Origin of the sequence: Caulobacter endophyticus (assembly GCF_029543245.1) — a bacterium.
GTDB lineage: Bacteria > Pseudomonadota > Alphaproteobacteria > Caulobacterales > Caulobacteraceae > Caulobacter > Caulobacter endophyticus_A.
On sequence record NZ_JARQWV010000027.1, the window covers coordinates 16,716 to 36,777 of the forward strand.

The 20,062-nt window shown below is 62.7% G+C and carries 16 protein-coding genes; 12 read left to right on the forward strand and 4 right to left on the reverse strand.

The genetic code is table 11. The features are described from left to right. Nucleotides 1–39 precede the first annotated feature (39 nt). Nucleotides 40–1,053 carry a hypothetical protein gene (locus tag P7A99_RS21285; RefSeq protein ID WP_277795747.1) on the forward strand — a complete coding sequence of 338 codons (1,014 nt, stop codon included), beginning with the start codon at nucleotides 40–42 and terminating at the stop codon, nucleotides 1,051–1,053. A gap of 77 nt (nucleotides 1,054–1,130) precedes the next feature. On the opposite strand, the gene P7A99_RS21290 is transcribed toward P7A99_RS21285, so the two are convergent. After that, on the reverse strand, nucleotides 1,131–1,367 hold the full coding sequence (locus tag P7A99_RS21290) for a hypothetical protein (RefSeq protein WP_277795748.1): 237 nt from the start codon (nucleotides 1,365–1,367) through the stop codon (nucleotides 1,131–1,133). 223 nt (nucleotides 1,368–1,590) lie between these two features. Here P7A99_RS21290 and P7A99_RS21295 point away from each other — a divergent pair, with 223 nt between their 5' ends. The 6 genes from P7A99_RS21295 to P7A99_RS21320 all read left to right on the forward strand — a co-directional run bounded on the left by P7A99_RS21295 (nucleotide 1,591) and on the right by P7A99_RS21320 (nucleotide 11,830). Then, nucleotides 1,591–2,433, forward strand: a complete 843-nt coding sequence (locus tag P7A99_RS21295; RefSeq protein ID WP_277795749.1) for a hypothetical protein — start codon at nucleotides 1,591–1,593, stop codon at nucleotides 2,431–2,433. Continuing rightward, nucleotides 2,430–5,672, forward strand: a complete 3,243-nt coding sequence (locus P7A99_RS21300) for a DnaA N-terminal domain-containing protein (protein ID WP_277795750.1) — start codon at nucleotides 2,430–2,432, stop codon at nucleotides 5,670–5,672. Before P7A99_RS21295 ends, P7A99_RS21300 begins: the two co-directional genes overlap by 4 nt. Before the next feature lie 1,085 nt (nucleotides 5,673–6,757). Then, nucleotides 6,758–8,077 carry a reverse transcriptase domain-containing protein gene (locus tag P7A99_RS21305; RefSeq protein ID WP_277795751.1) on the forward strand — a complete coding sequence of 440 codons (1,320 nt, stop codon included), beginning with the start codon at nucleotides 6,758–6,760 and terminating at the stop codon, nucleotides 8,075–8,077. Nucleotides 8,078–8,558: 481 nt separating this feature from the next. Next, nucleotides 8,559–10,601, forward strand: a complete 2,043-nt coding sequence (locus tag P7A99_RS21310; protein ID WP_277795752.1) for a hypothetical protein — start codon at nucleotides 8,559–8,561, stop codon at nucleotides 10,599–10,601. Between the two features lie 482 nt (nucleotides 10,602–11,083). After that, nucleotides 11,084–11,506, forward strand: coding sequence for a hypothetical protein (locus tag P7A99_RS21315; RefSeq protein ID WP_277795753.1), 423 nt, complete (start codon nucleotides 11,084–11,086; stop codon nucleotides 11,504–11,506). Between the two features lie 63 nt (nucleotides 11,507–11,569). Continuing rightward, nucleotides 11,570–11,830, forward strand: coding sequence for a hypothetical protein (locus P7A99_RS21320; protein WP_277795754.1), 261 nt, complete (start codon nucleotides 11,570–11,572; stop codon nucleotides 11,828–11,830). Nucleotides 11,831–11,851: 21 nt separating this feature from the next. Here P7A99_RS21320 and P7A99_RS21325 read toward each other — a convergent pair whose 3' ends face one another. Beyond that, nucleotides 11,852–13,369 (reverse strand): hypothetical protein, encoded by a 1,518-nt coding sequence (locus tag P7A99_RS21325; RefSeq protein ID WP_277795755.1) that lies wholly within the window; start codon nucleotides 13,367–13,369, stop codon nucleotides 11,852–11,854. A gap of 552 nt (nucleotides 13,370–13,921) precedes the next feature. On the opposite strand from P7A99_RS21325, the gene P7A99_RS21330 reads away from it, so the two are divergent. Further along, nucleotides 13,922–14,833: a HEPN domain-containing protein gene (locus tag P7A99_RS21330; RefSeq protein WP_277795756.1), complete on the forward strand. Its 912-nt coding sequence runs from the start codon at nucleotides 13,922–13,924 to the stop codon at nucleotides 14,831–14,833. Here the strand turns inward: P7A99_RS21330 and P7A99_RS21335 are convergent. Next, nucleotides 14,830–15,036 carry a helix-turn-helix domain-containing protein gene (locus tag P7A99_RS21335; RefSeq protein ID WP_277795757.1) on the reverse strand — a complete coding sequence of 69 codons (207 nt, stop codon included), beginning with the start codon at nucleotides 15,034–15,036 and terminating at the stop codon, nucleotides 14,830–14,832. The genes P7A99_RS21330 and P7A99_RS21335 overlap by 4 nt on opposite strands. A 210-nt stretch (nucleotides 15,037–15,246) precedes the next feature. Between P7A99_RS21335 and P7A99_RS21340 the strand changes: the two genes are divergently transcribed. Further along, the gene (locus P7A99_RS21340) at nucleotides 15,247–15,618 is read left to right on the forward strand and encodes a hypothetical protein (RefSeq protein WP_277795758.1); all 372 of its coding nucleotides are present in this window, start codon (nucleotides 15,247–15,249) and stop codon (nucleotides 15,616–15,618) included. 98 nt (nucleotides 15,619–15,716) lie between these two features. Here the strand turns inward: P7A99_RS21340 and P7A99_RS21345 are convergent, their stop codons facing one another. Further along, entirely contained in the window at nucleotides 15,717–17,615 is a 1,899-nt protein-coding gene (locus tag P7A99_RS21345) for a hypothetical protein (RefSeq protein ID WP_277795759.1), read from the reverse strand. A 412-nt stretch (nucleotides 17,616–18,027) separates the two neighbouring features. Here P7A99_RS21345 and P7A99_RS21350 point away from each other — a divergent pair, with 412 nt between their 5' ends. The 3 genes from P7A99_RS21350 (at nucleotide 18,028) to P7A99_RS21360 (ending at nucleotide 20,042) form a co-directional block, all read left to right on the forward strand. Continuing rightward, on the forward strand, nucleotides 18,028–18,951 hold the full coding sequence (locus P7A99_RS21350; RefSeq protein ID WP_277795760.1) for an HNH endonuclease: 924 nt from the start codon (nucleotides 18,028–18,030) through the stop codon (nucleotides 18,949–18,951). A 193-nt stretch (nucleotides 18,952–19,144) separates the two neighbouring features. Then, nucleotides 19,145–19,498 carry a hypothetical protein gene (locus P7A99_RS21355; RefSeq protein WP_277795761.1) on the forward strand — a complete coding sequence of 118 codons (354 nt, stop codon included), beginning with the start codon at nucleotides 19,145–19,147 and terminating at the stop codon, nucleotides 19,496–19,498. A 4-nt stretch (nucleotides 19,499–19,502) separates the two neighbouring features. After that, nucleotides 19,503–20,042 (forward strand): hypothetical protein, encoded by a 540-nt coding sequence (locus tag P7A99_RS21360; RefSeq protein WP_277795762.1) that lies wholly within the window; start codon nucleotides 19,503–19,505, stop codon nucleotides 20,040–20,042. Nucleotides 20,043–20,062: the final 20 nt, after the last annotated feature.

Below are 20,062 nucleotides of genomic sequence, written 5' to 3' on the forward strand. Positions count from 1 at the left end.
GGCGTCAGATCTCGAAGCGTCACCTTTCTGGAAAACATCATGGAACAGCGTTTCTGGCCCTATTATTTGAACAGTCGTCGGTTGATGGACTTGACCGGCTACGACATACCCGTCGCAGCTCAAGCCCCACTTCGACCCAATTCCGGCGGACGCGCTGCGGCGATGAGGACCGCGGCCCAGGTCGCACGCGGTCTCCTGGAGGCGGGCGACGTTCCTTCTCTTACGGAGAAGCTGATCAAGGGTGTCGACGACGGTGAGCTGTTCACCGCCTTAACTTGGGGCGTATTCAAGTTCACGGGGCTGACGGCCGCCGTCCGGGCACAGGAAGCGGGCAAGATCGCGCCGCCGGGTAGCTTCTCGGGAACGCTTCAGGTTGGCGACACCGAGTACGCTGTGGAAGGGGAACTCTCCAACGATCACGTCTATTCGGACACCTCGGTGGGCCTAATGAGCAACCGCAAGCGGGTCCTGATAATGGGCCGCTTCGAAGTGAGCGGTCTGGCAGTCACAGTGCATCCGATCGCAATCGGCGACGTCGTGCAGGGAATGGGCATTCTGGAAGTATCCTGGAAATCACTCGCCCGCGTCTATGTCGACCAGATCGACACCTTCGCCGCTGTTCGAAACGTGAAGCCGCCGAAAGCCGCTGATCTCGCGCAGCTACGCGCCATGCCGGAGGAGGTTGTGAAGGCGAGCTTCGCCGACATTATAGGCGAGCCTTTCGTGCCCAAGGACTGGGGCGGAGAGACATCGGACTTGCAGACCAGCCAGGTCCAGATCGAGGGCGCACGGGTCTCCAGCGCCTTCATCTTCAAGGGGCCGGGGCTCAAAGGTTCCCTTCACCCGGCCAATATGGGTAAGCGCGGCGATCAGTTGCTGCGAGCCTTCAGGGAGCCAGCTGACCTGATCGTCGTCCAGCATTGTGATAAGATTGAAAACACTGTCGCGACCACGGCCGAGGCGTTCGCGATAAACCCGGCGCGCCCGCGGCGTTACTGCATCATTGATGGCTCCGACACGTGGCGCCTACTGAGGGCCTATGGGAAAATCTAGCAGCCGTGTGCGGCGTTCTAGTGGCTGTTGATCTGTGTCCTACCGCCCAGAATACTTTGGCAAACGGTCATACGCGATCAGATTTGTAAAAAGCTCCGCAACGCCGCGATCGAGCTTCCTAAGCCGCCCCGTAACAGGGGACTAATCGCGCAAAGGCCTTCAAGAGGCTCCAGTAACTGCAGCGCTTGAGCGTAATCCTCGACGCTGAACGCCAGCTCCTCGACCCATTCGCCGGCGAACCTAGCCCAATCGCGCTCGTCCACATGCGCGGCGGCGGCCGTCATCGCCATGGCTAGATCGGGAAAATAACTCATCGGCGCTTTGTCCAGGCGCCGACGACGCGCCATGATCGCCGGCGACCGGGGCGAGTGCGAGGAGGCGTGGCGCAAGACTAAAGCGCAGTTAGGTCATAAGCCAGTCGCGCCGTTCCGGAGACCGGGCGGCGCGCGCGTTCAAATCGACGGCGGCTCTTGACGCCCAGGGTTGCGAACTGGCGCGGCCTTACCATTATGGCGGGATCGTCGAGTGGGGGTGTGCTTGAGCGAGGACGAGACGGTCAAGGTGCGGCGGCGGCGGACAGGCAAGGCCGACCCGCCCATGGCGGGGCGCGCCGTCGGTGCGGCCGGCGATGGCCTGCCGCTGATCCACATGACGGCCGTCGGCGCCGCGCGCGAAATCGTCCGGACCGGTTCAATCGATACGCGGCGGTGCCCCGTGTTCGACCGCGATCTGGTCTACTTCTTCGTCGGAAGGCCCGCCTACCGGCTCAAGCACGGCGACGACAAGAGCAACTACATCTCCATGTTTCCATGCCTGTTCATGGGTCGGGGAACGACGTTGGGTGCACCTTATCACGTTTATCCCCTGGACACCGGCGGGCTCATGGCCGGGGTCTTCGGCGGCCACCCCGATCCCCACGTCTATCTCGAGGACTACGAGCTTGAGCCGAACCTGGCCTCGGCGGCGGGTCATATCGCGTGGGCGTTCGAAGACCTCCAGGCCTATTACAATGGCGATCTTCGGCCCGGCCTGAGCGAAACCCTGGCGCGCTGGGACGAGGTCGGCGTGGCTTTCACCAGTCTGGCCCGCCTGGCGTCGCGGCAAAGCAATACGAAGCCGGACCTTCGCGCCTCGACGGTCGAGGTGGCCTATAGCCGACCGGTCTCGCTGAAGGACGCTGTCGACTACGCGATCTTGCCGGCCCAATACCTGGAGGACCAGCACGGCCCCAACAGCAAATTCATCGAGCGCCTGACCGAGCTCGGCATCGCCTGGGAGGTCTATGACTGGCAGCCCCACAAGACGCCCAATCAGTATAATGACGAGATCAACCAGCTGGTACGGCGGCGACTGTTCGGCCCCAAGGCGACGGCAGAATGAACGAGGAGATCGCCGCCCTGCGGCTCATCGCCTACGACGCCTTCGTCGATACGGGTTTCGCGCTGGCCTGCTACGGTGCCAACGAGCGGCCCAACCAATGGTACCGGGCGCTGTCGACCATGCCTGGGTCGCGCAGCGGCAAGGTTGCGGGCTTCGAGCCGTTCGCGCCCGAGGATCCCCATCCCCTAAGGGCGGAAGACCAGCGGCTGGTGGAAGTCGGAGAGCCCTGGTGCGACGTCTTCCTATGGCAAGGACGGGCTTTCGTCGGTGGCGAGCTGGAACTCTGGCGCGCCCTGGCGCCGTGGCGCGCGGAGATGGAGCAGCAGGCGCCTCTCAGTCTCGTTCAGCTCTGTCCGAGCAATCGCCGCGCGGCTCGACAGGGCTATGCCCAGGCCGCGCACGCCCAACTGAGCGCCAGGCTGGGTCAAGGGCGGGCCGATCAGTGGCGCGACGAAATCTATATTCGCAGCCGTGTCGTGGCAGAATTGCTGGCCAAGGGCGTCAAGGCCTCCGCCGTCGACGTCGGCATCAAAAGCGCCGCCGGCGATGTCGTGGGCATCACCCTGTCACCGGAACTATTCGCCGTGGTCGCCGCGCGCAGCGACGCCGTGAAGGCGGTGAGCGCCGCCGCCGCCGGCTTCTCGTCGGCCGGAGCATCCATTCGATACGACCCGGCGATGGCCATCCCAGACGGCGACCTCACCCTGGAGACGGCGCGCCGAAAACGCACGCGGCTATCCTGGCGCGCGGCGATCAAGGCCGTGGCTCAGGAGAAGAGCGGCGCTGATGCAAGGCGATGGCTCCTCCTCGACCTCGACGACACTGATCTGAACCATTTGTCGGTAGTCGTCGGCGGCGACAGCTTGAGATCGTGGCTGGTTGGCGCGCGCTGGTTGCAGCTGCAACAGGCTTGGGATCGCTATGACCCCGAGCGCCGGCGGCTGGTGTCGCCAAGCCAGGTGGGCGCTTGGCCCCAGCCGGTCGAAGCTGAGCTCTGGGGGGATATCCTCGTATCTCTACGGAGAGAGCTGGGAGACCGGGCGTTTGAGGCCTGGATCGCCCCAACTGAACTTCGTGTGACGGGCGGTGGCGCGCTCGTCATTGTGACCCCGACTGGCGTCGCGCGCGATTGGATCAGGCGCAGCGTTTGGCGAAGGATTGGCGACCTTTGGCGCGATCGCACAGCTCTGCGCCAACCGTCTCTGCAGTCGCGCATGGAGTTCGAGGCCCAGGAAGCCGTGCTCGCCCAAGGCGATGACCTGTTGACGCCGCGGGAGGTGCCAGTCGTCTCCACAAAGCCGATCGTGTATTTCGTAGGTGTCAACGCCACCTTGCCGCGAGCGCAACGGTCTCGGCGCAGGCTCGGGGACTTCGAGGTCTACGAGCCTGGTCACTCGTACGACTTCCTCTTGGCATGCGAGGACTCAGACCGGCCGGCCTTTATCGTCTTTGATTTCGAGGATGCCGAGGCGGCGGCCCGGCTCATGCGGACGATACCGCATGCGGTCGGGGTAGCGATGCAGACCTTGAGATCGGATCGGCAAAAGGCGCGCTGGTCGCAGGTCTTGCGCGAGGTCAAGCGGCTGGTGCTCGTGCCGGCACTGTTTGGAGGCGGGCAGCTGGCCTATGGTGAAGTTCCCGGCGAGCTGGCGGACGCTCTGGATTTCCTGGCGCGAAATTGGCCCAGCACCAGTGGCATGACGTTGCGCCGACAGGCGACGGTTTTCATGCGCGCCCACGGGCAAGGCCCCTTCCGTGAGGACGACGCCTGGTGCCAGCTCTATTCGCGCCTGCAGCGGTTGGAACTTACCGCTCGAGATGGCTGGTTGGCGTCGCGCGACGACCTCTTCAATACTGCTCCCGCCAGGAAGGTCCCGAGCATCGCCTTTCCGCTGGCTAGTGAAGCCCTCAATGTCGGGGCGAACGCCGACGCGTTGTTCTTCGGCAATGTCGATCTCGCTGGTCCCGATCCGGCCTATGCCGAGGTTATCCGCCATATGTTGGCCCATTCGGGATGGGGCCTATCAGAGCCGGGCGAGACGGGGGAGTTCGAGACGCTCTTGTGGCCGAATCGGGCCGAGGTTGAAGCGCGTAAGCTTCGCCCTCGCCGGTTGTTGGGGGAAGGGATCGCCCTCATGCTACCGTCGCCGGACGGCGCCCTGACATTCAAGTTCGGCGCCCCCGAACGGAAGCCGAGCCGTTTTCGTGCCGGCGACGACGAACTGCGCCGGTTTCACTTCGAGACTATCGAAAGCGTCGTTGTCAGCGAAGCCGCGCAGGTCGACTTGGTCATGGATCGCCTCGTGCGGGCCAACGAGCTCTGGGTCAGCTGTCGCGACCTTGCCGCCTACCGTCCCGGGCGGCCGTCCGTCTGGCTGCTGGTAGCCAGCCAAGCTCGGCGTCTCGCCACAGGCGCGTCGACCGAGGCCAGGACCGCCTACTTGGCCCTGCTCCTGCGCTCGGCTCTCACTTCGGACTTGACGCATTTCGAAGAGCGCGCGGCCGACGATTTGCTCGATCTTCTGGCCGTCGAGAATTTCCAGGAGCGCTTCGCCATTGGCGCCAGCAGCGCCAGGTTCGATGGTGAGGCGTTGCGCTTGGTCGTCCAGCTTAGCTCGGCGCAAGCGGGCCGATCTATCAATCACGTGTCAGACATCCTGATGCGGCTGGAGGTCAGGATCGACGAGCTCGGTGTCCACATCCTCACCGTCCTTTCCACCAGCGCTTTACGCGCCCCATTTCAAGCGTTGCCAACGGCCAGCCTGCCCGCTGCCGAGGAGCCAGACGGGGCGCTTTACGGTCGCCTCGAGCCTGGCCTGGGGCCGTACGCAAGGAACCGGGGTACGCCGCTCACGCCCTATGGACCCACTGGAGATCAGTTCTACACGCCGCAAGGTCGGTTGAGGCCGCGCGTGGCCGAACTGGTCATGCTGCGCTGGCTGGAGATCGTTCAGCCCGATCCATGCAGCCATAGCGAACTGATGGACGGTCTCAAGCGCATCTTTCCTTTCGAAAAGCCGGCGTCGCTGCGCTCGCGTCTCAACGGGCTGTGCAAAGCGGGATACGTGGCGAGAACCCGGCATGGACGCGATCCATTTCTGACGATTACAAGCCATGGACAATATTTCTGCCGAGCGATCGGTACGGGAGGGCCAAGCGCCAGAACTGGGCGGCAACGGGCCGCGCTTTTTCGCCACCTGCCCTGGCTGGCGCCCGAGGCTGGCGCCGCGGCAGTGTGAGCGTCTCTGTCTTGACGCTGCGATCGTGGCGAGTCGTCCACCGGAATATGTCCGGGCCATTCGGAAGCGCACCTGCCTCGTTGAATTCCAAGGTCGCCAGGTTGTAGCAGTTGACGCGGACTTCGAGAGCGCGATGGCCAATTGGTCCCCCAGCAGGCTTCAGGTGGCAGGCCTGGATCAGGAGCCTCGGCCGAGCCGCCGTCGTTGAAGACGAATTCGACAGCGCATCTGGATGCGTCAGCCGCGTCTCGCTCCCGTCGGAACCTATTCACACGCCCGGATGATGGGATATGCGCCTCCGGCGAACGTCGTCTTCCTGGAGATGCGCCAACGGCAGCAGCTGGCGCCCGCCGGCCTAATGCGACCTTTGCGTTGGCCAGCGTGGCATCAAGCAACAGCTGCGAGGGTTCATGGAAGGGCGGTCGTTTGCCATTCAAGCTGACTGAACAAGGACTGGGTGGTGAAGCTCCAGTATGGGCGCTCTCCATTTAGGCCCCTTACGTTCACTCGGTGTTCTTTTTGCTTGCGCGACTCCGATGGAAGCCGCACGGTATGCGAGTTCTACCGCGCCGCGTGACCCCGGACCGAAAGGAGCGGAGGAAGCGCAGGGCGGCTGTCACGCGGGTTGCGCCCACGTGGCGGGGATCGTCGCGATGCCAGGCCCTGGTTCTGGTACGCGCTCCGACGAACGCTTGCCTTACGCCATGAGGCTCGATGCCGTTGCCGCGTTGCAGTTTGACGCACATCGAACGGCTAATCGGTCTTTTCTGTCGGTGAGGGGCGAGGGGGCGGCGAGAGTTGCGCTTGACCTGGGCGAAAAACCTTTACGGTGGATGCTGAGGGAGTGCCGACCATGCGCTGCAAAAACGCCCCGCACCGGGGTTGATGATCGTTGCCGCTCTCGCGGCGTCGGTCACGCTTCTGACTGCCTTGCGTGACCCCGGACCGAAAGGAGCGGAGGAAGCGCAGGGCGGCTGTCACGCGGCTTGCGCCCACGTGGCGGGGATCGTCGCGATGCCAGGCCCTGGTTCTGGTACGCGCTCCGACGAACGCTGATCTTGCAAGGTTGAGGCTGCGCGGCACCGATGAGTCTCACCCGACCAAACGACCCGATCGAGCTATTCTGCGAGGTCCGCAAGCGTAGCTCGCTGAAGCGCGCGTGGGACCACGTGCGTCCTCGCGCGCTGCAATCCCGCGATCCTGACACCAAGCGAGAGCGAGCCGCCATCGAGGCCGATACGCTGCTCTATATTGGTCGCCTTCAGAAAGACATTGGCCCAGAGGGGTTTCGGTTCGACGCTCAGAAAGGCGTCCTGAAGCGGCGAGCCGGGAAGACGCCGCGTCCGATCGTTGTCTCGCCTTTGCGCAACCGCATTGTTCAGCGAGCAATTCTGGACGTGTGCCAAAGCAATTCGCGGCGGATATGTCGCCTCCTTGGGGAATTACCGAAACGACTGGCAACGCGAACGTCTGTCGGGGGGCTACCAGAGCGCGGAGTGTCGTACGCTGTTCGGCTTATCAAGGAAGCGATCGACGGGGGTGCGACCCACTACGTCCGTTCTGACCTAAAGAACTTCTTCGCCAACTTGCCCAAGCAGCCCCTCCACGCGTTTCTCGACGCTGAGGTCAGCGACAGGTCCTTCGTCGCGTTATTCAAAAAAGCTCTTGAGGTGGAGCTCTCGAACCGTGAGGACGAGGATGTCCGGCAGTGGTGGAGCCTGTTTCCCACTACAGAAGTCGGTGTCCCGCAAGGCTCCGCTCTTTCTGCGATAAGCGCGAACATCGTTCTAAGCGACTTTGACGAGCAGCTTAACTCGGGGACAGTCACCACCATTCGGTACCTCGACGACTTCGTCATTCTGGGCCCGTCTGAAGCGACCGTTGCGAGTGCATGGACGCGAGCTGAAACGATACTCGCTGGGCTAGGCCTGGAAGCTCATCAACCAGGCCAGAGCAACAAGGCCGCAAAAGGCACTGTCGCTCAAGGCTTCGAATTTCTGTCTTTTAGGGTTCAAGGGCGAACGATCGCGCCGTCCCGCAAGGCCAAGGACGAACTCTCCAATGACGTCGCGCTAACGATCCGGGACGCCAAGAAGTCTATTCTGGCTTCTGCGGAGCCCAGGCGTGCGCAGCACCGCTTCATTCAGACCATGGAGCTTGTCGATCGGAAGATACGGGGCTGGGGAGACGCGTTCCAGGAGACCACACAGCGAGTTGAATTCACTCAACTCGACGACCGCCTAGGAAAGCAGATCGACGCTTTCATTGGCTGGTTCCTGAGTGTCCAGAAAGGCCGTTCGTCGTCTGAGCAACGCCGGATGTGGGGTGTCGCGCTCCTGAGAGACGCGCCACCCCCTGGAGACGATGGCTTGGGGAGTATCCCTAGTGCTTTGTCCTCGCGGTGACGGTGGACCCGCTGCCTGAGGAAGTATGTCGGCTAGAGCTTCAATGTCACAAAGTGGGGGCGGTGCCTTAGCATCGAGGTCGATGCCGCGCTGGAAATGTCCTAGCAGACCGACCTCTAAAGGGTCGGCCCACCAGCTTTAGCGCGGTCCGGGTGCGCGACGCGTCGCCACGGAACGTCGTATTTCTGGAGGTAAGCCAACGTCCGGTATTGGCGCAGAGTGGATCCCCCCGGTTCGGATAGGTGAGGTTTGGCCGGTTCGAAATGCAGGCTTCGGCCTTCGATGACGGTGATGAATGTCGGCGGCGGCACCTTCACCCACCTGGTCGACGGGACAGGCGGCTAGCACAATACGCTGGAAGCGTAGGTGGAAAATCGGCCCGCCTTTGGCGGGCGGTTTGAACGCCCGGCCTTGCCTCGCTTCACTTGTCTTTTGTTTCGATAGCAACCCCTTCGACTCCACCGGAAAGGCGGTCGTAGCAATGGCGGGCAAGGTTCAACACGAAATCCCTCAACTCTATCAGCGAGGGTTTCTCATCCCAGGCACGGGCAAGGCGGAGCGCATCTTCGTCTTCCGGAACGACGCCATCTATCCGTCCAACATAAATCGGTCGGCGGCCGAGTCCTTCTTCTATTCGGAGCTTCCGAAGACGAACGAGCGGACGCTCGATGATGACATCACCGAGTACGAGGACAAGCGACTAAAGGGCCTTATCGCCACGCTGCGGTCGCACACGCCGGGCGAGATCGTCGACGGGGAAGCGGCCGCAGAAGTGATCGCGCATCTGACGACACGCAACGCGCATATCCGCGGCGCATTCAAATTCGGCCTCGAAACGATGGCCGTCAGTGCCTGGGAAGTCCTCGCAGACGAAGACAACGTACGACGCATGGCCGGCCTCGACGGCCCCATGATCCCTGATCGCTTCAGAGAGATCATTGCGGACAGCTTGGAGAAGCTGCCGATACCCAACCGGGATCAGATCCCGCCTAAACTTTTGGAGATGATGCTCTTCGCGGCGGCGCGCGAAGGATTCTCGTCTATATTCGCGAGTCAGATGCCGCAGCTGAAGTCGATGCTTGCGTTCATGTCTAACCTCGCGCCGGCGGTGGTGCGAGATGGCCATAACCGCGCTCTCTCGGAAAGCCTGGTCCCGGATAAACGGGCGGAAGACCTCAGCGGCTTCACATGGCGCGTCCAAGAGAGTCCGGTCGATCTCGTCCTTCCGGATTGCGTCGCCCTCGCCTTTGGCGAGGACGGTCCTGAGCCCGTCATGATGGCGAGCTCCAGCAAGAAGGACACAATCGTGCTACCCCTGACGACGCGCAGCGCACTCGTTGGTGGTCGTCACGGCGTCGCTGAAGTCGATCTCACTACCTTCAATGATGCTGCGGCACGATGCGCGCACGCGTACTTCTTGGCTGCATCGAAGACGCCGGAGTTTGAGGCGCTCGCGCAGACGATCGGCGGCTTCACCGACCACATTATACGGAGCGTCGTAGAGACAAGCTTCGACAAACTCTTGAGGAAGGAGGAGTTGGAGCCGGCAGAGCCGACGACCACGCCCAGGCGGCAGCCGCCTTCGAGCTCGCAGATCACTCTAATTATTCAGGGCGAGTTCGAGCCTGACGCGCCGCCGAAAATCACGGCGGCGGTGAAAGAGGTCTTGGCCCAGGCGGCTTGGTCGATGGGCTTTGATCGGCTGGACGGCATCACCATCGCAGACGACTACGCGGGCGGGATCGCTAACCTCGACCGCGGTATGCCGGGCGTGAAGAATCCAGTGGCGAGGAACGATGAGTTTGGTACCGGTTTCGCGCAGTCGATTTCCGTCCGGAGAGACGGCGTCATAAAGGAGCACGTCGTGGTCCAGAGCGTCGTCGCCCACAATCTGCTCAGCGACAACGAGGCGGATCGGGCTTGGGCGGGACACGCGCTTGCTAACCAGATCGTCCATGCAGAAATCACAGACGTCTTCGACGAAGCGCTGCCGGGAATTCTCCTTAGCCGGACATGCGAGGGTCTGGACGCGCAACGGCAGGCTGCGACGTATCCAGCGTGGATGGCGTATTTCGCGGGTCGAGCGACCGCACATTTTGATCCAAATCGCCTAGACCAAACCCAAGAGCTTCTTCAACGAGCGTTGGAGATCGCCTACCGCACCATCCCCGACGAGCGCTTAGCTTTCCAGACTCACGGCAACCATGCGCGGTTGGTAGACAAGACGTTCTTCGCTGTGCGCACTGTCCTCGAACAAGCTGGAGCTCTGCTCGGTCACGCGGATGGTGCCGAAGTAGACCCCTTGGCAGGCTGCCCAGCATTGGAATCCGACTTGCGAGCAAAGGAGTTGCTCGCGTGGCTGGCGGACTTACGCCGCGATTTAGTCTGGCTGTGGGACCGGCGCGGACGATGGCAGTCTTACGAAGAATTCTTGGCACTCGGCCGACACATGGATCGGCTTCTCTGGCCGCACGCCATTATTCCTTGGTCTCGAGGCGATGGTTGGGACGTTGCCGTGCCCTAGAAGATCGACATGCAAGCACCGACCGCGCTCGAAAATTGGTGATCATGCCCGCCTGAGGCGGGCCTCGTTCGGCTCAAGACTCTCGCCCTCGGGCTCGAGGTCGAAGTGATCTGCGCCAGGGCCTTAACCGGCGACGCCGCTCGACGAGCTAGTGCAACAGGCGCTGCACCCCTACCAAGTGCCACTTGACCGGCTCGGCCTCGGCACGGAGTGAACGTTGCCAATGATCAAGCTCCGCCAGACGGCTACATTCTCCGACATCCGCCTCTCCATCCATGAACTCACGCTCCTCAGCAACGCGCTCAACGAAGTGTGCAACGGTGGAGATGTTGACGACGCCGAGTTTGCGACACGCCTAGGCGCAGAGCGAGATGAGTTACGCCAGCTCCTTGAGAATATCGGTTCGGCAATCCCTAAGCAGACCTGTCCGACTTCCGACGAGGGTGGATGTCGGCCCCTCACGTGCCTACTCTGCAACCTGCATGTTCACAGATCACAGCATTCAAGCGCAGCTCGACGCGATCGAGCACAGCGCTTCCTTCGAGGAGGATTCAGGGCGGCTGGTCGACACCTGGACGGGCGCCGACATTGGCCTCGCCGCTGTCGAGCCGATCCTGAAATTTATGGAGACGCATCCGGCGATTGACTACGGTTCGCCAGGCCCTCTGGTCCATTTTATCGAACGCTTCTGGATGAAGGGGTACGAGGAGCGGCTAGTTGCTTCTCTGAACCGCCGCCCCACCGAGCACACCACCTGGTTGTTGAACCGTGTCATCAACGGTCTGAAAGACTCACAGGTTCGAGATGGCTACATCGCGATCATGCGGGGTATAGCGTCCAACACCGCCATCGAGGACGAAGCGCGAGCGCTGGCCTCCGATTTTTTCGCACGGCTTGCGCTTTAGACTGCGGGGCAGCTGCCTAAGGTCCGACTAGGGTCGATCTCGTGCCTACGCCTGGCGCCCTCAATGTCCAGTTCCTGGACGTGCAGCAACGGCAGCAACTGGCGCTTTGCCGATCCGATTACGGCGTCCGAAATGTGTATACGAATTTCGGACATGAGCGCGCCGCGATCATCGCTGATCTCGACCATGGACGACCCGTTCGCTCAGGCGGTGAACCGTGGGGTCTGGACGCCGTCGGACTTCGCCGACCTGGGCGCGCGGCACCGTGGACAAGGCCGCAGCGGCGGTCCGGATTGTTCCGGGACGGCCGCCATCTTGACCTGAATCCGGTGGCTGTCGGTCCGCCTATCGAGGGGCGACGACGATCGTCAGCTTGTCCCCGGCATAGTCCGCCAGCTCGTTCTCGTAGAAGCGCTTGTTCCGCGCGGCCCGGACAAGAAGGAAAAGCGATTTTCCTTGCGCCAGGAGCTCACGGAAAACCGGAGCTGTGTCGGCGTGTATCGAGGTCATTCGCACCTTGGTGGTGTCGTAGAACAGCGTCTCGCAGCCGTCGGCGTATCGGACCTGGCGCTCGAACGGCTCCTGCAGAAGGACCGCCGTGTCGTTGATCGAGAGCTCGCAGTTCTGCCGCGCCGCCTGCAGCGCGGTCGATAGGGCGATGAATTCGAAGCGATACCTGTTGCTATAGGGCGCCTTGGCCTTCCTGGATTGGATGCTCGCCAGACCCGGGAAAACGAAATCGGCCTGGAAATCTCTCAGGGCGACCGCGCCGCCGCGATTGCCTTTTAGGGACAGCAGATCGTAGACCGCGCCATCGTCGGCGTAATCGACGGATAGGTCGTTGAAATCGATCGTGACGCGTCGCGCGCCGCCGTGAACAAAAGCGTTCTGGGCCTTTTCCAGCAGCAGGTCCGTCAGTTCGTCGGCCAAGGAGGCGTCGTCGCCGGCCGCCACCATGTAGCGGCTGAGCCTGTAGGCGAGGGTCGGGCTGAATCTGGCGTCCAAATAGGTCGCCAGATCAAGATTGTCGTCTGGACGGTCGATCTCAAGACTGCGCCCCGCGATTGTAGCAACAAGACCGGCCGTGAGCTCGTCGGCCCGTCGGGGCTCCAGGACTGCCCGCCGTTCCAGCTCGCCAAGCAGCGGCGCGATGAGCTGGGCCGCATTGGCGGCCGCCCGATCCTGGTAGGCGCGGGTGACGCTGTCCTCCCCGAAATCGGAAATCGCGCGTAGAACGAGCCAGGGAAGGGCAAGATCGGGCACGAGATTGAACGCCTCCATTTCTCCGCCCAGGATCGATGGGACCTGAGCCAGGAGTTCGTCGCGGGCATCGTCGTCGCCAAAATGGGTGGGCGCGGAGGCCAGGCGGCCGGCATGGACCCTGAAGCCCTCCGCCAGGCCCTCAAGATGGGGGCCAAGCCCTTCGGCTTCACCCAGAAGCGGACTTGGGTGCAGCGTGTCCTTGTAGATGGTCTTCCTTTCAGTCCTGCGTGTTTCGTTGACCGAAACGATCTCGCCGGCGAGGACGATGTCGCCTTCCGCGACCTTGGCGGGGACGCCCCACCCGACCCCCGCCAGAAGGACAAATGACGGCCGGGGCATGAAGCGGTCGGCGAGCAGGCTTCGGACCATGCGGTCGATGGATTTGGGCTTGCCCGATCCACTGGTTCCGGTGAGGTGCAGCACGAACTGGCCGCCGATTTCGCCGAGCGTGCAGCCAGCGTTTTCGAAAGGCGTCCTGGCTCGCAGTGATTTTCCAAAGGCGGTGTCCATCGCCCTCCGCTCGACCGAGTTGGTCGTTAGGAGAAGGACGTAGTTCTCGCTGAGCGGGGCGCGGGCCATGTCGATGCGGAGCGGCTGCACTTCAAGATCCCGGTTGCGGCGTTACAAGTTTTGCTACTGCACCGAGTATCGCGGCCTTGTCGAGGGTCTCTGGCATGGCGGTGCCACCTCGCCAATCGGAGGTGCCAGATCAAGGCCGGCCGCTATGATGCGGTCACCATACACTAGGGGCGAAGACGGACGCGCCGCGGGCCGCTTCGGTTGACCTTCTCAGAGTCCGAAAAGGGGCGGCGAGGGTTTTATCGCCGAGGCGCTGTATGTCGCGTTACTGGACGCGCGCCAAGGTCAGCAATTGGCGCGCCTACGCCACAGAGGTGCCAGCCGCCCGTCAGCCCCTCAAGGGCGGCTCCGCCGTCGCCTGCGGCGATTGGCCTACGGCCACCCTTGACCGGCTGACGGCCGCCCGGCTGAGGCTCGGCATGCGGCTTAAGCCGCCTCAGGGAAAGCCTTCCCTGGCCAGTCGGCCAATGGCGCCAGATCGTCCGACTCCGACTATGGCTGCTGACTCAGAAGTGAACCGCCTTCCCAGCTCTTAGCTTGCAACCTCAGCTCGATCTTTCGACACTAAGCCCGATGAAGCTCAGCCTCGACCATCTGCCTGTAGGCAAGCGCCGCGAACTGGAATTCGTGGTCGAGACACTGCGCGCCGCGTTCGCCCGTGCGATCGCCCATCGGACCATGCCGCGGTTTCGGAACGGCAAGCTGCTCAAGATTATCCTGTTCGGTAGCTACGCGCGTGGCGACTGGGTGGAGGATCCGGTCGGCCGGTACTTCTCCGACTTCGATATCCTCGTCGTCGTCAATCACGAGGACCTCACGGACGTCCCGGAGTTCTGGATCAAGGCCGAGGAAGCGCTAGTCGAAGCCCTGGCCTCCGGCCAGCACCTGCGCACGCCCGTCAGCGTGATCCACCACGACCTCGACGACGTGAACGAGCAGCTCAAGCTCGGGCGCTACTTCTTCACGGACATCGTCCGCGACGGCGTCGTACTGTTCGAGGAGCCCGGCTATGCCCTAACCGCGTCGGCGCGGCTGTCGGCTGAGCAGGCGCTTCAGGAGAGCCGGGACTACTACGAGGAATGGCTGACGAGCGCTGACGAGTTTCTCGACAACTACCGCTTCAACCTCGGTCAGGGGCGCAACAAGAACGCCGCCTTCCAGCTTCATCAGGCGACCGAGCGCTATTATCACACGCTGTTCCTAGTCCTGACGCTCTACAGCCCCAAGACCCATAGCCTGAACCAGCTGCGTAAGCTGGCCGAAGGCCTCGACCCCGCCCTGGCCCAAGTCTGGCCCGGACAGAACAAGTTCGAGCGCCGTTGCTATGAGCTGATCCGCGAGGCCTATGTGAAGGCCCGCTACTCGCGCCACTACCACATCACTGCCGAGCAGCTGACATGGCTGGAGGAGCGGATCGGCGTGCTACGGGAGATGGTCCGCGAGCGGTGCGAGAAGCGCCTGGCCGAACTCCAGAGCGCGGCTTAGCGCTTCAGGCGCACACCGGCGCCGGCGACGTCATCGGCCGAGACGAAAACCACTCCGGCCGCCTCCAGCGTCGCCTGAAGTTTCCCAAGGTTGGCGGTCAGGATATCGCCCTTTCCGGTCTCGAACCGCAGGATCGTGGAATCGGCCACGCCTGACCGCTGCGCCAGCTCCCGAACGCTGAATCCCACCGCGGCGCGCGCCATTCGAACCTGAGCCGGGACCAGCATTCCGCTACCGATATTCTATCTATAGTGACCGAAAATCATTGACTGAGTCGACGAATTTCGATCGACTGTAGCGGTAACCCCATCGAACTCCACTGATTTGACATCAGCTCGGATCGATCCCTCGCGCCGAGAACCCTTGTCATACCTCCAAATCATCCGCCCCTTTCTCTGTCCCGCCGCGCGGTGTTGGGCGTCGCCTCCATCGCGCCCATCGCGGCTAGCGCAGAGCCGGCGGCCGCCATTCCAGTGGCCGAACATTGCAGGAGCTGGCTCGCGATCGACGCGGAGATCGATCGCCTGAGTGAGCGATGGGCTGCCCTCTCCGATCGCGGAGCATCGGCGGCGGCTGAATGCGAACAGGTCGAAGCCCAGCTAGAGCGGTTGCGTCATGTGCAAGCTGACCGCCTGGAGCAAATCGCCGGCGCCGAAGCGCGAGACCTTCAGGCAGTGGCCAGCAAGCTTGCCGTCCTCGCCTGCCTGACGCGAGAAGACGGCGGCCCGGTGCATGAGATCGTCACGGAAGCCCTTGGTCTGCTGCAGCGCCGACCGCTCGGCTGAAGCTCCTGTTCCTGGAGGGAGGCAATGCCTCGGCCTGTTGAGAAGATGGCGAGGGCGGGACGGCGCCATCCAGCAGGATCAGGCCGTCCCGCCCCCGTCTAAGCCGACCAGACCTGGTTCAGGACCTGGGCGGCCAGAGCCGCCTTATCCTGCGGCAGGAAGCGGCCGTAGTGCTCTGCAATCGTATCCGGCGTGTCCTGAATCGCGTAGCTGGCCTGCTCGTAGGAGCCTGTCTGTTTGAGAACGTGCGTGGCGATCACATCGCGGACGTTATGCGGGCCGTGTGGCAGCAGGCCTTCGATCGCTCCTCGGCCGGTGTAGGGGTTGAAGATGCCATGACGTTCGATCGCCAGCCGCCAAGCGGCGTAGAAGCTGTTGGAGTCGTACGCGGCCTCCTTGCTTTTGGCCTTCATCGTCTTGACGAAGAAGACGCCTGGGTCGGGCGCTCCCTTGAGAAGAACGGCGCGATGGCGATCGAGATAGGCTTCGATCTCACGATAAAGGCCATCAAGGTCAGGGAGCGCGAGGCGGAAGGGGTTCTTGCGGAAGTAGGAAGAGCCCGCGTTCTTGAACGCGGCAGCAGGGATCAGAACCTCCCAGCTGTGATCTCGAGCGTTCCAGCGTAGCTCCCCGCACTTTTGCGCTTCCAACTGGCGTTCAGGGGTCGGGATCCGATCCCTGGGACACACAAGGAGCTGGCGCAGGTTCTTCTGCCGAAGGCCTAGATGCAGGCCAAGGCGCAGCATCAGAAAGGCGCGCGTCGATTCCGCAGCGGAGATTGGATAGAGCCGCTCGTCGGCCCGCCATCGTAGGATCTCCATGGTGATCTTGCGGTACTCGCCCACGGGACTTTCCGCCTCAAGAATGGTGAGGATCGGCTCGAAGGGGTCGCGATGGACCCGCGCCACCCGCCCCACTTCCTTGGCGCGAAGGAGGACATGCCGATGTTGCGCGTCGCACGCTGCGTCCCAGTCCTGACAGGCGGCGCGGACGTCTGCGGCGGTGACCAGGCCCTCGATGGGCTGAAGACGTTCCGCAAGCCGCGGGGTTTGCCGCAGCCAGCCGGTCTCCTTGCGGGAGAGACCCGCGGCGAGGATCAGCATTTCGGTTTCCCACTGGGTGAAGAACCCGCGGCGGCTCTCACGCCATTGCAGATACCAGTCCCAGACCGCGGGGAAGACCAAGAGGCCGAAGCTCAGGCAGCGTGTAGGCACACCGTGTCCGCGGACAGGGCCTTGAGGGCAGGCCGCCAGGCCTCCCAGCAGCAAGCCCAGATGCTCCATCTTCTGGTCGGCGGTGGCCTCGTTCCAGATCCCGTTTCGACGGCGGCCTCGGGAACTGAGCGTGGCGGTCTTGAACGTCAGCAGGTCGGCCGCTTCCGCATCAAGCCAGGCCGGCGCTGGGAACGCAGCGAGCGGGCGGCCAGGCTCCCGCAGGCCCGGATCGGCCAGGCGCTCCTCAAGGCCTGGGCCATGCGCCAGCTCTCCAGTATCGATGCGCCCAATCCGAGCCGAGAACTGTACGGCAAAGCGCTGCTTCATCGCTTCTGCCTGGAAGCGCCGGTAGTCCGTATGGCCCGACAACACGACCTCCCGCACCCAACGTTCGATCTCCTGGCGCTTAGCCGCCGGCAGTTGGGCGAAGTCGTCGGGAAGGTGCCAGGCCATCCGCCGACGCTCGGATATCGGTAGGGGCAGGCATTCTGCGTCCGAGACCATCCGGCCCGGATGGGGAAGCTTGGCGCGCAGGTAGCCGGCAGGAAGACGCCAGCGTCTCTCCAGTGCGGCCAGGATGCGGAGGCTCGCGGCGCCACGCGGGGCCTTCAGCCCAAGCCTCCACATACGGAAGGTGCTGGTTTCGAGGCTCTCGCCCTTCAGGGAGACCGCGCGGCGTAAGCCATAGCCCGTATCCCCGTGCCGGCGCATGTGCAGGTCGAGTGCTTCGGCGAATGTCGGCGGATCCTCCCACTCCTCCCAGAGCGGCTTTGGGAAAGGCACGACCGGTCGGGGCGGGTAGCCGGTTTTTCGCTTTTGAGGAGTTAGGCAAGTCCTTGGCTTGGAGGAGGCAGCTTTCTTCGAGGCGGGCCGCTGCGGCTCTGATTTTTTAGGCATTTCACTGGGTTCACGCGCGGACCGGTTCGTCCGCGCCGCATAGACGCGCCAGCGGTCGGTTTTCCCTGGGCGACGGCCCGATGATCTTGGGGCTGGAGCAGCGTGACGGGGCCGATTGTCGACTGACGCCGACATTATGCGGCCCAATGTCGACCGGAGGCGACAAGCCAGAGCGGCAGGAATGGCGTGAGTGCGTCAAAGACCCCGCGCTAGAATCGAGCGAAAGATGGAGGTCAGAGGTTCAACTCGGTGACCTGCAGCCATTGGCTCGGACACCGGCCAAAGGGTGGGCAGGGGAATGGACTACGGCGTGACGCTATCGTCTGCGCACGTCGCTGCGCTGGACTGGTTTGCGGCCCATGCCGGCCAGGTCGTCCCGTGGTCGTCACTCAACAAAGGCGAACAGCGCCTAGCGATCATCCCTAAGGGCATCTATCGACCTAAAGACTGGCGTCACAGTCTCAGCATCAAGATCATCCCCGGCGGCGGCTATCCCGACGAGGAACCGCATTCTGGCCACGGCGGTCGGCGCTTCCGCTACCACGAGGAGACCCCTAAAGGACTGGATCCGGCGTCGTTTCCGACCAATGTCGGCCTGGCCAACTGCATGGACGATGGCGTTCCTGTTGGGGTCATTCGGCGCCTGAATCCAAAGCCGAAGGCCAGCTATGAAGTGCTAGGTCTTGGCCATGTGACCGCGTGGGCTAACGGCTTCTTCGACATCGAGCTCCTCGAGGCCGAAGCTCCCGGTGTGCAGCGGGCCAGAGTTGCGGAATCTAAATCCAGCGCGGTTCCCGAGGTGGCGCCAGTGTCTCTCGCAGACGCCCGCGAGAAGATTACGAGCGCGATTGTACGCCGGCGGGGGCAAGGGAAGTTTCGCGCTGCGCTTATGAAGGCCTATCTGGGGCGCTGCGCCATTAGTGGGTGTGCAGTCCCCGATGTCCTAGAAGCGGCTCACATCAAGCCATACCTTGGGGATCATACGAACGTCGTTCAGAACGGCCTTCTACTACGAGCAGATCTCCACACCCTCTTTGACCTCAAGCTGCTGACTATCGATCCGTCGACCCGCGCTGTCGTGATGGCCAGCGCCCTGCAGGGCACGGAATATTGGGCCTATCACGGGCGCGCGCTTAGCTTGCCCCTGTCTGCCAAGGATTGGCCGGCTCAAGACTGCCTGGAGTATGCCTGGACCGCGCAAGCTGTCGTCGCAGCCATCTAGATGGACTAGGCAACATACGGCTGAGTGACATCCCCGTGGTTGCAGGGGCCAGCCAGCCGTCGACTTTCCAGAGCGGCCGCTTGCCTAGCCACAGACTCAATCCGTGGTGTCGCAAACTGGAAATTCCAACCCTTCCGACCTACCTTAACCGTGCGAGGAGCAACCGGATGTTGCCCCCATACCGGGAGGGCCCATGCCTAGATATTCGACCAATGATGACGAAGCTCGCCACATTGCCCGCATCACCCACAGCATGCCCATCGGCGGCATCGTGCAAGTCTTTCTCAGAGGCGCAAGGATCGGCGTGGATGCCGTCATGACGGGCGCGAACATGGGAAACAACGGAGGGATTCCGTTCGGCTACACCGGGCCGGACCGGCCAGGTCCCTGGCAGTATTACGGCGAGGTCTTTCTCCAAACCATCGATGGTCAAAAGCACATTGTTGATCTGCTGGACATCGATCGGATCGAACAGGCATGGGACGACAATCGCGAAGCCTTTGAAAAGGCGGGCCTCATCCAGATCGTCGATTGGCGAGAGGACTAGCTCAATGGGGGAGGCGAAGCGCAAAGCGGATCAGCAACGAGCTGAAATCCGCGCAATGATGGAAAAATGGGCTGGCCCAGACATTCCCGGCGAGGCTGATATCGCCAGTCAGATTGAAGCGCTGCCATCAGAATGGGTGAACCGCGCGGACAGGGCTCAGCTTGAATGGGCAGGGATGAAGGTCGGCGACTGTCATGCCAACTGCATTTGGTATGAGCGAAACGACCCTCGTGGCGATCACAAGCGGGTCACGGGGTGGATCGTGGATGATGTGAACGGCGTCTATATGCTGCACAGCATCGTGAAGCGTGGCGATGAAGCCATCTGCATTACGCCCACGCTTGATGGGACGGATGGTTGCACTTTTCGCGCCGACCCGGACGTGATCATGACCGAGGAAGATGGCCGAATAGTCTTCCATCGGAAGGGCACTCGCATCGGTGTAGGCATCCGACGAGACGTGGAAGCGACACGAAAAAAGTCGGCGCAGATCATCGCCGCTCTCGAAGCGGGAGCGTCCATTCAGGATTTGATGCGCCTTTAATTGTAGAGGCGGCGCGGACG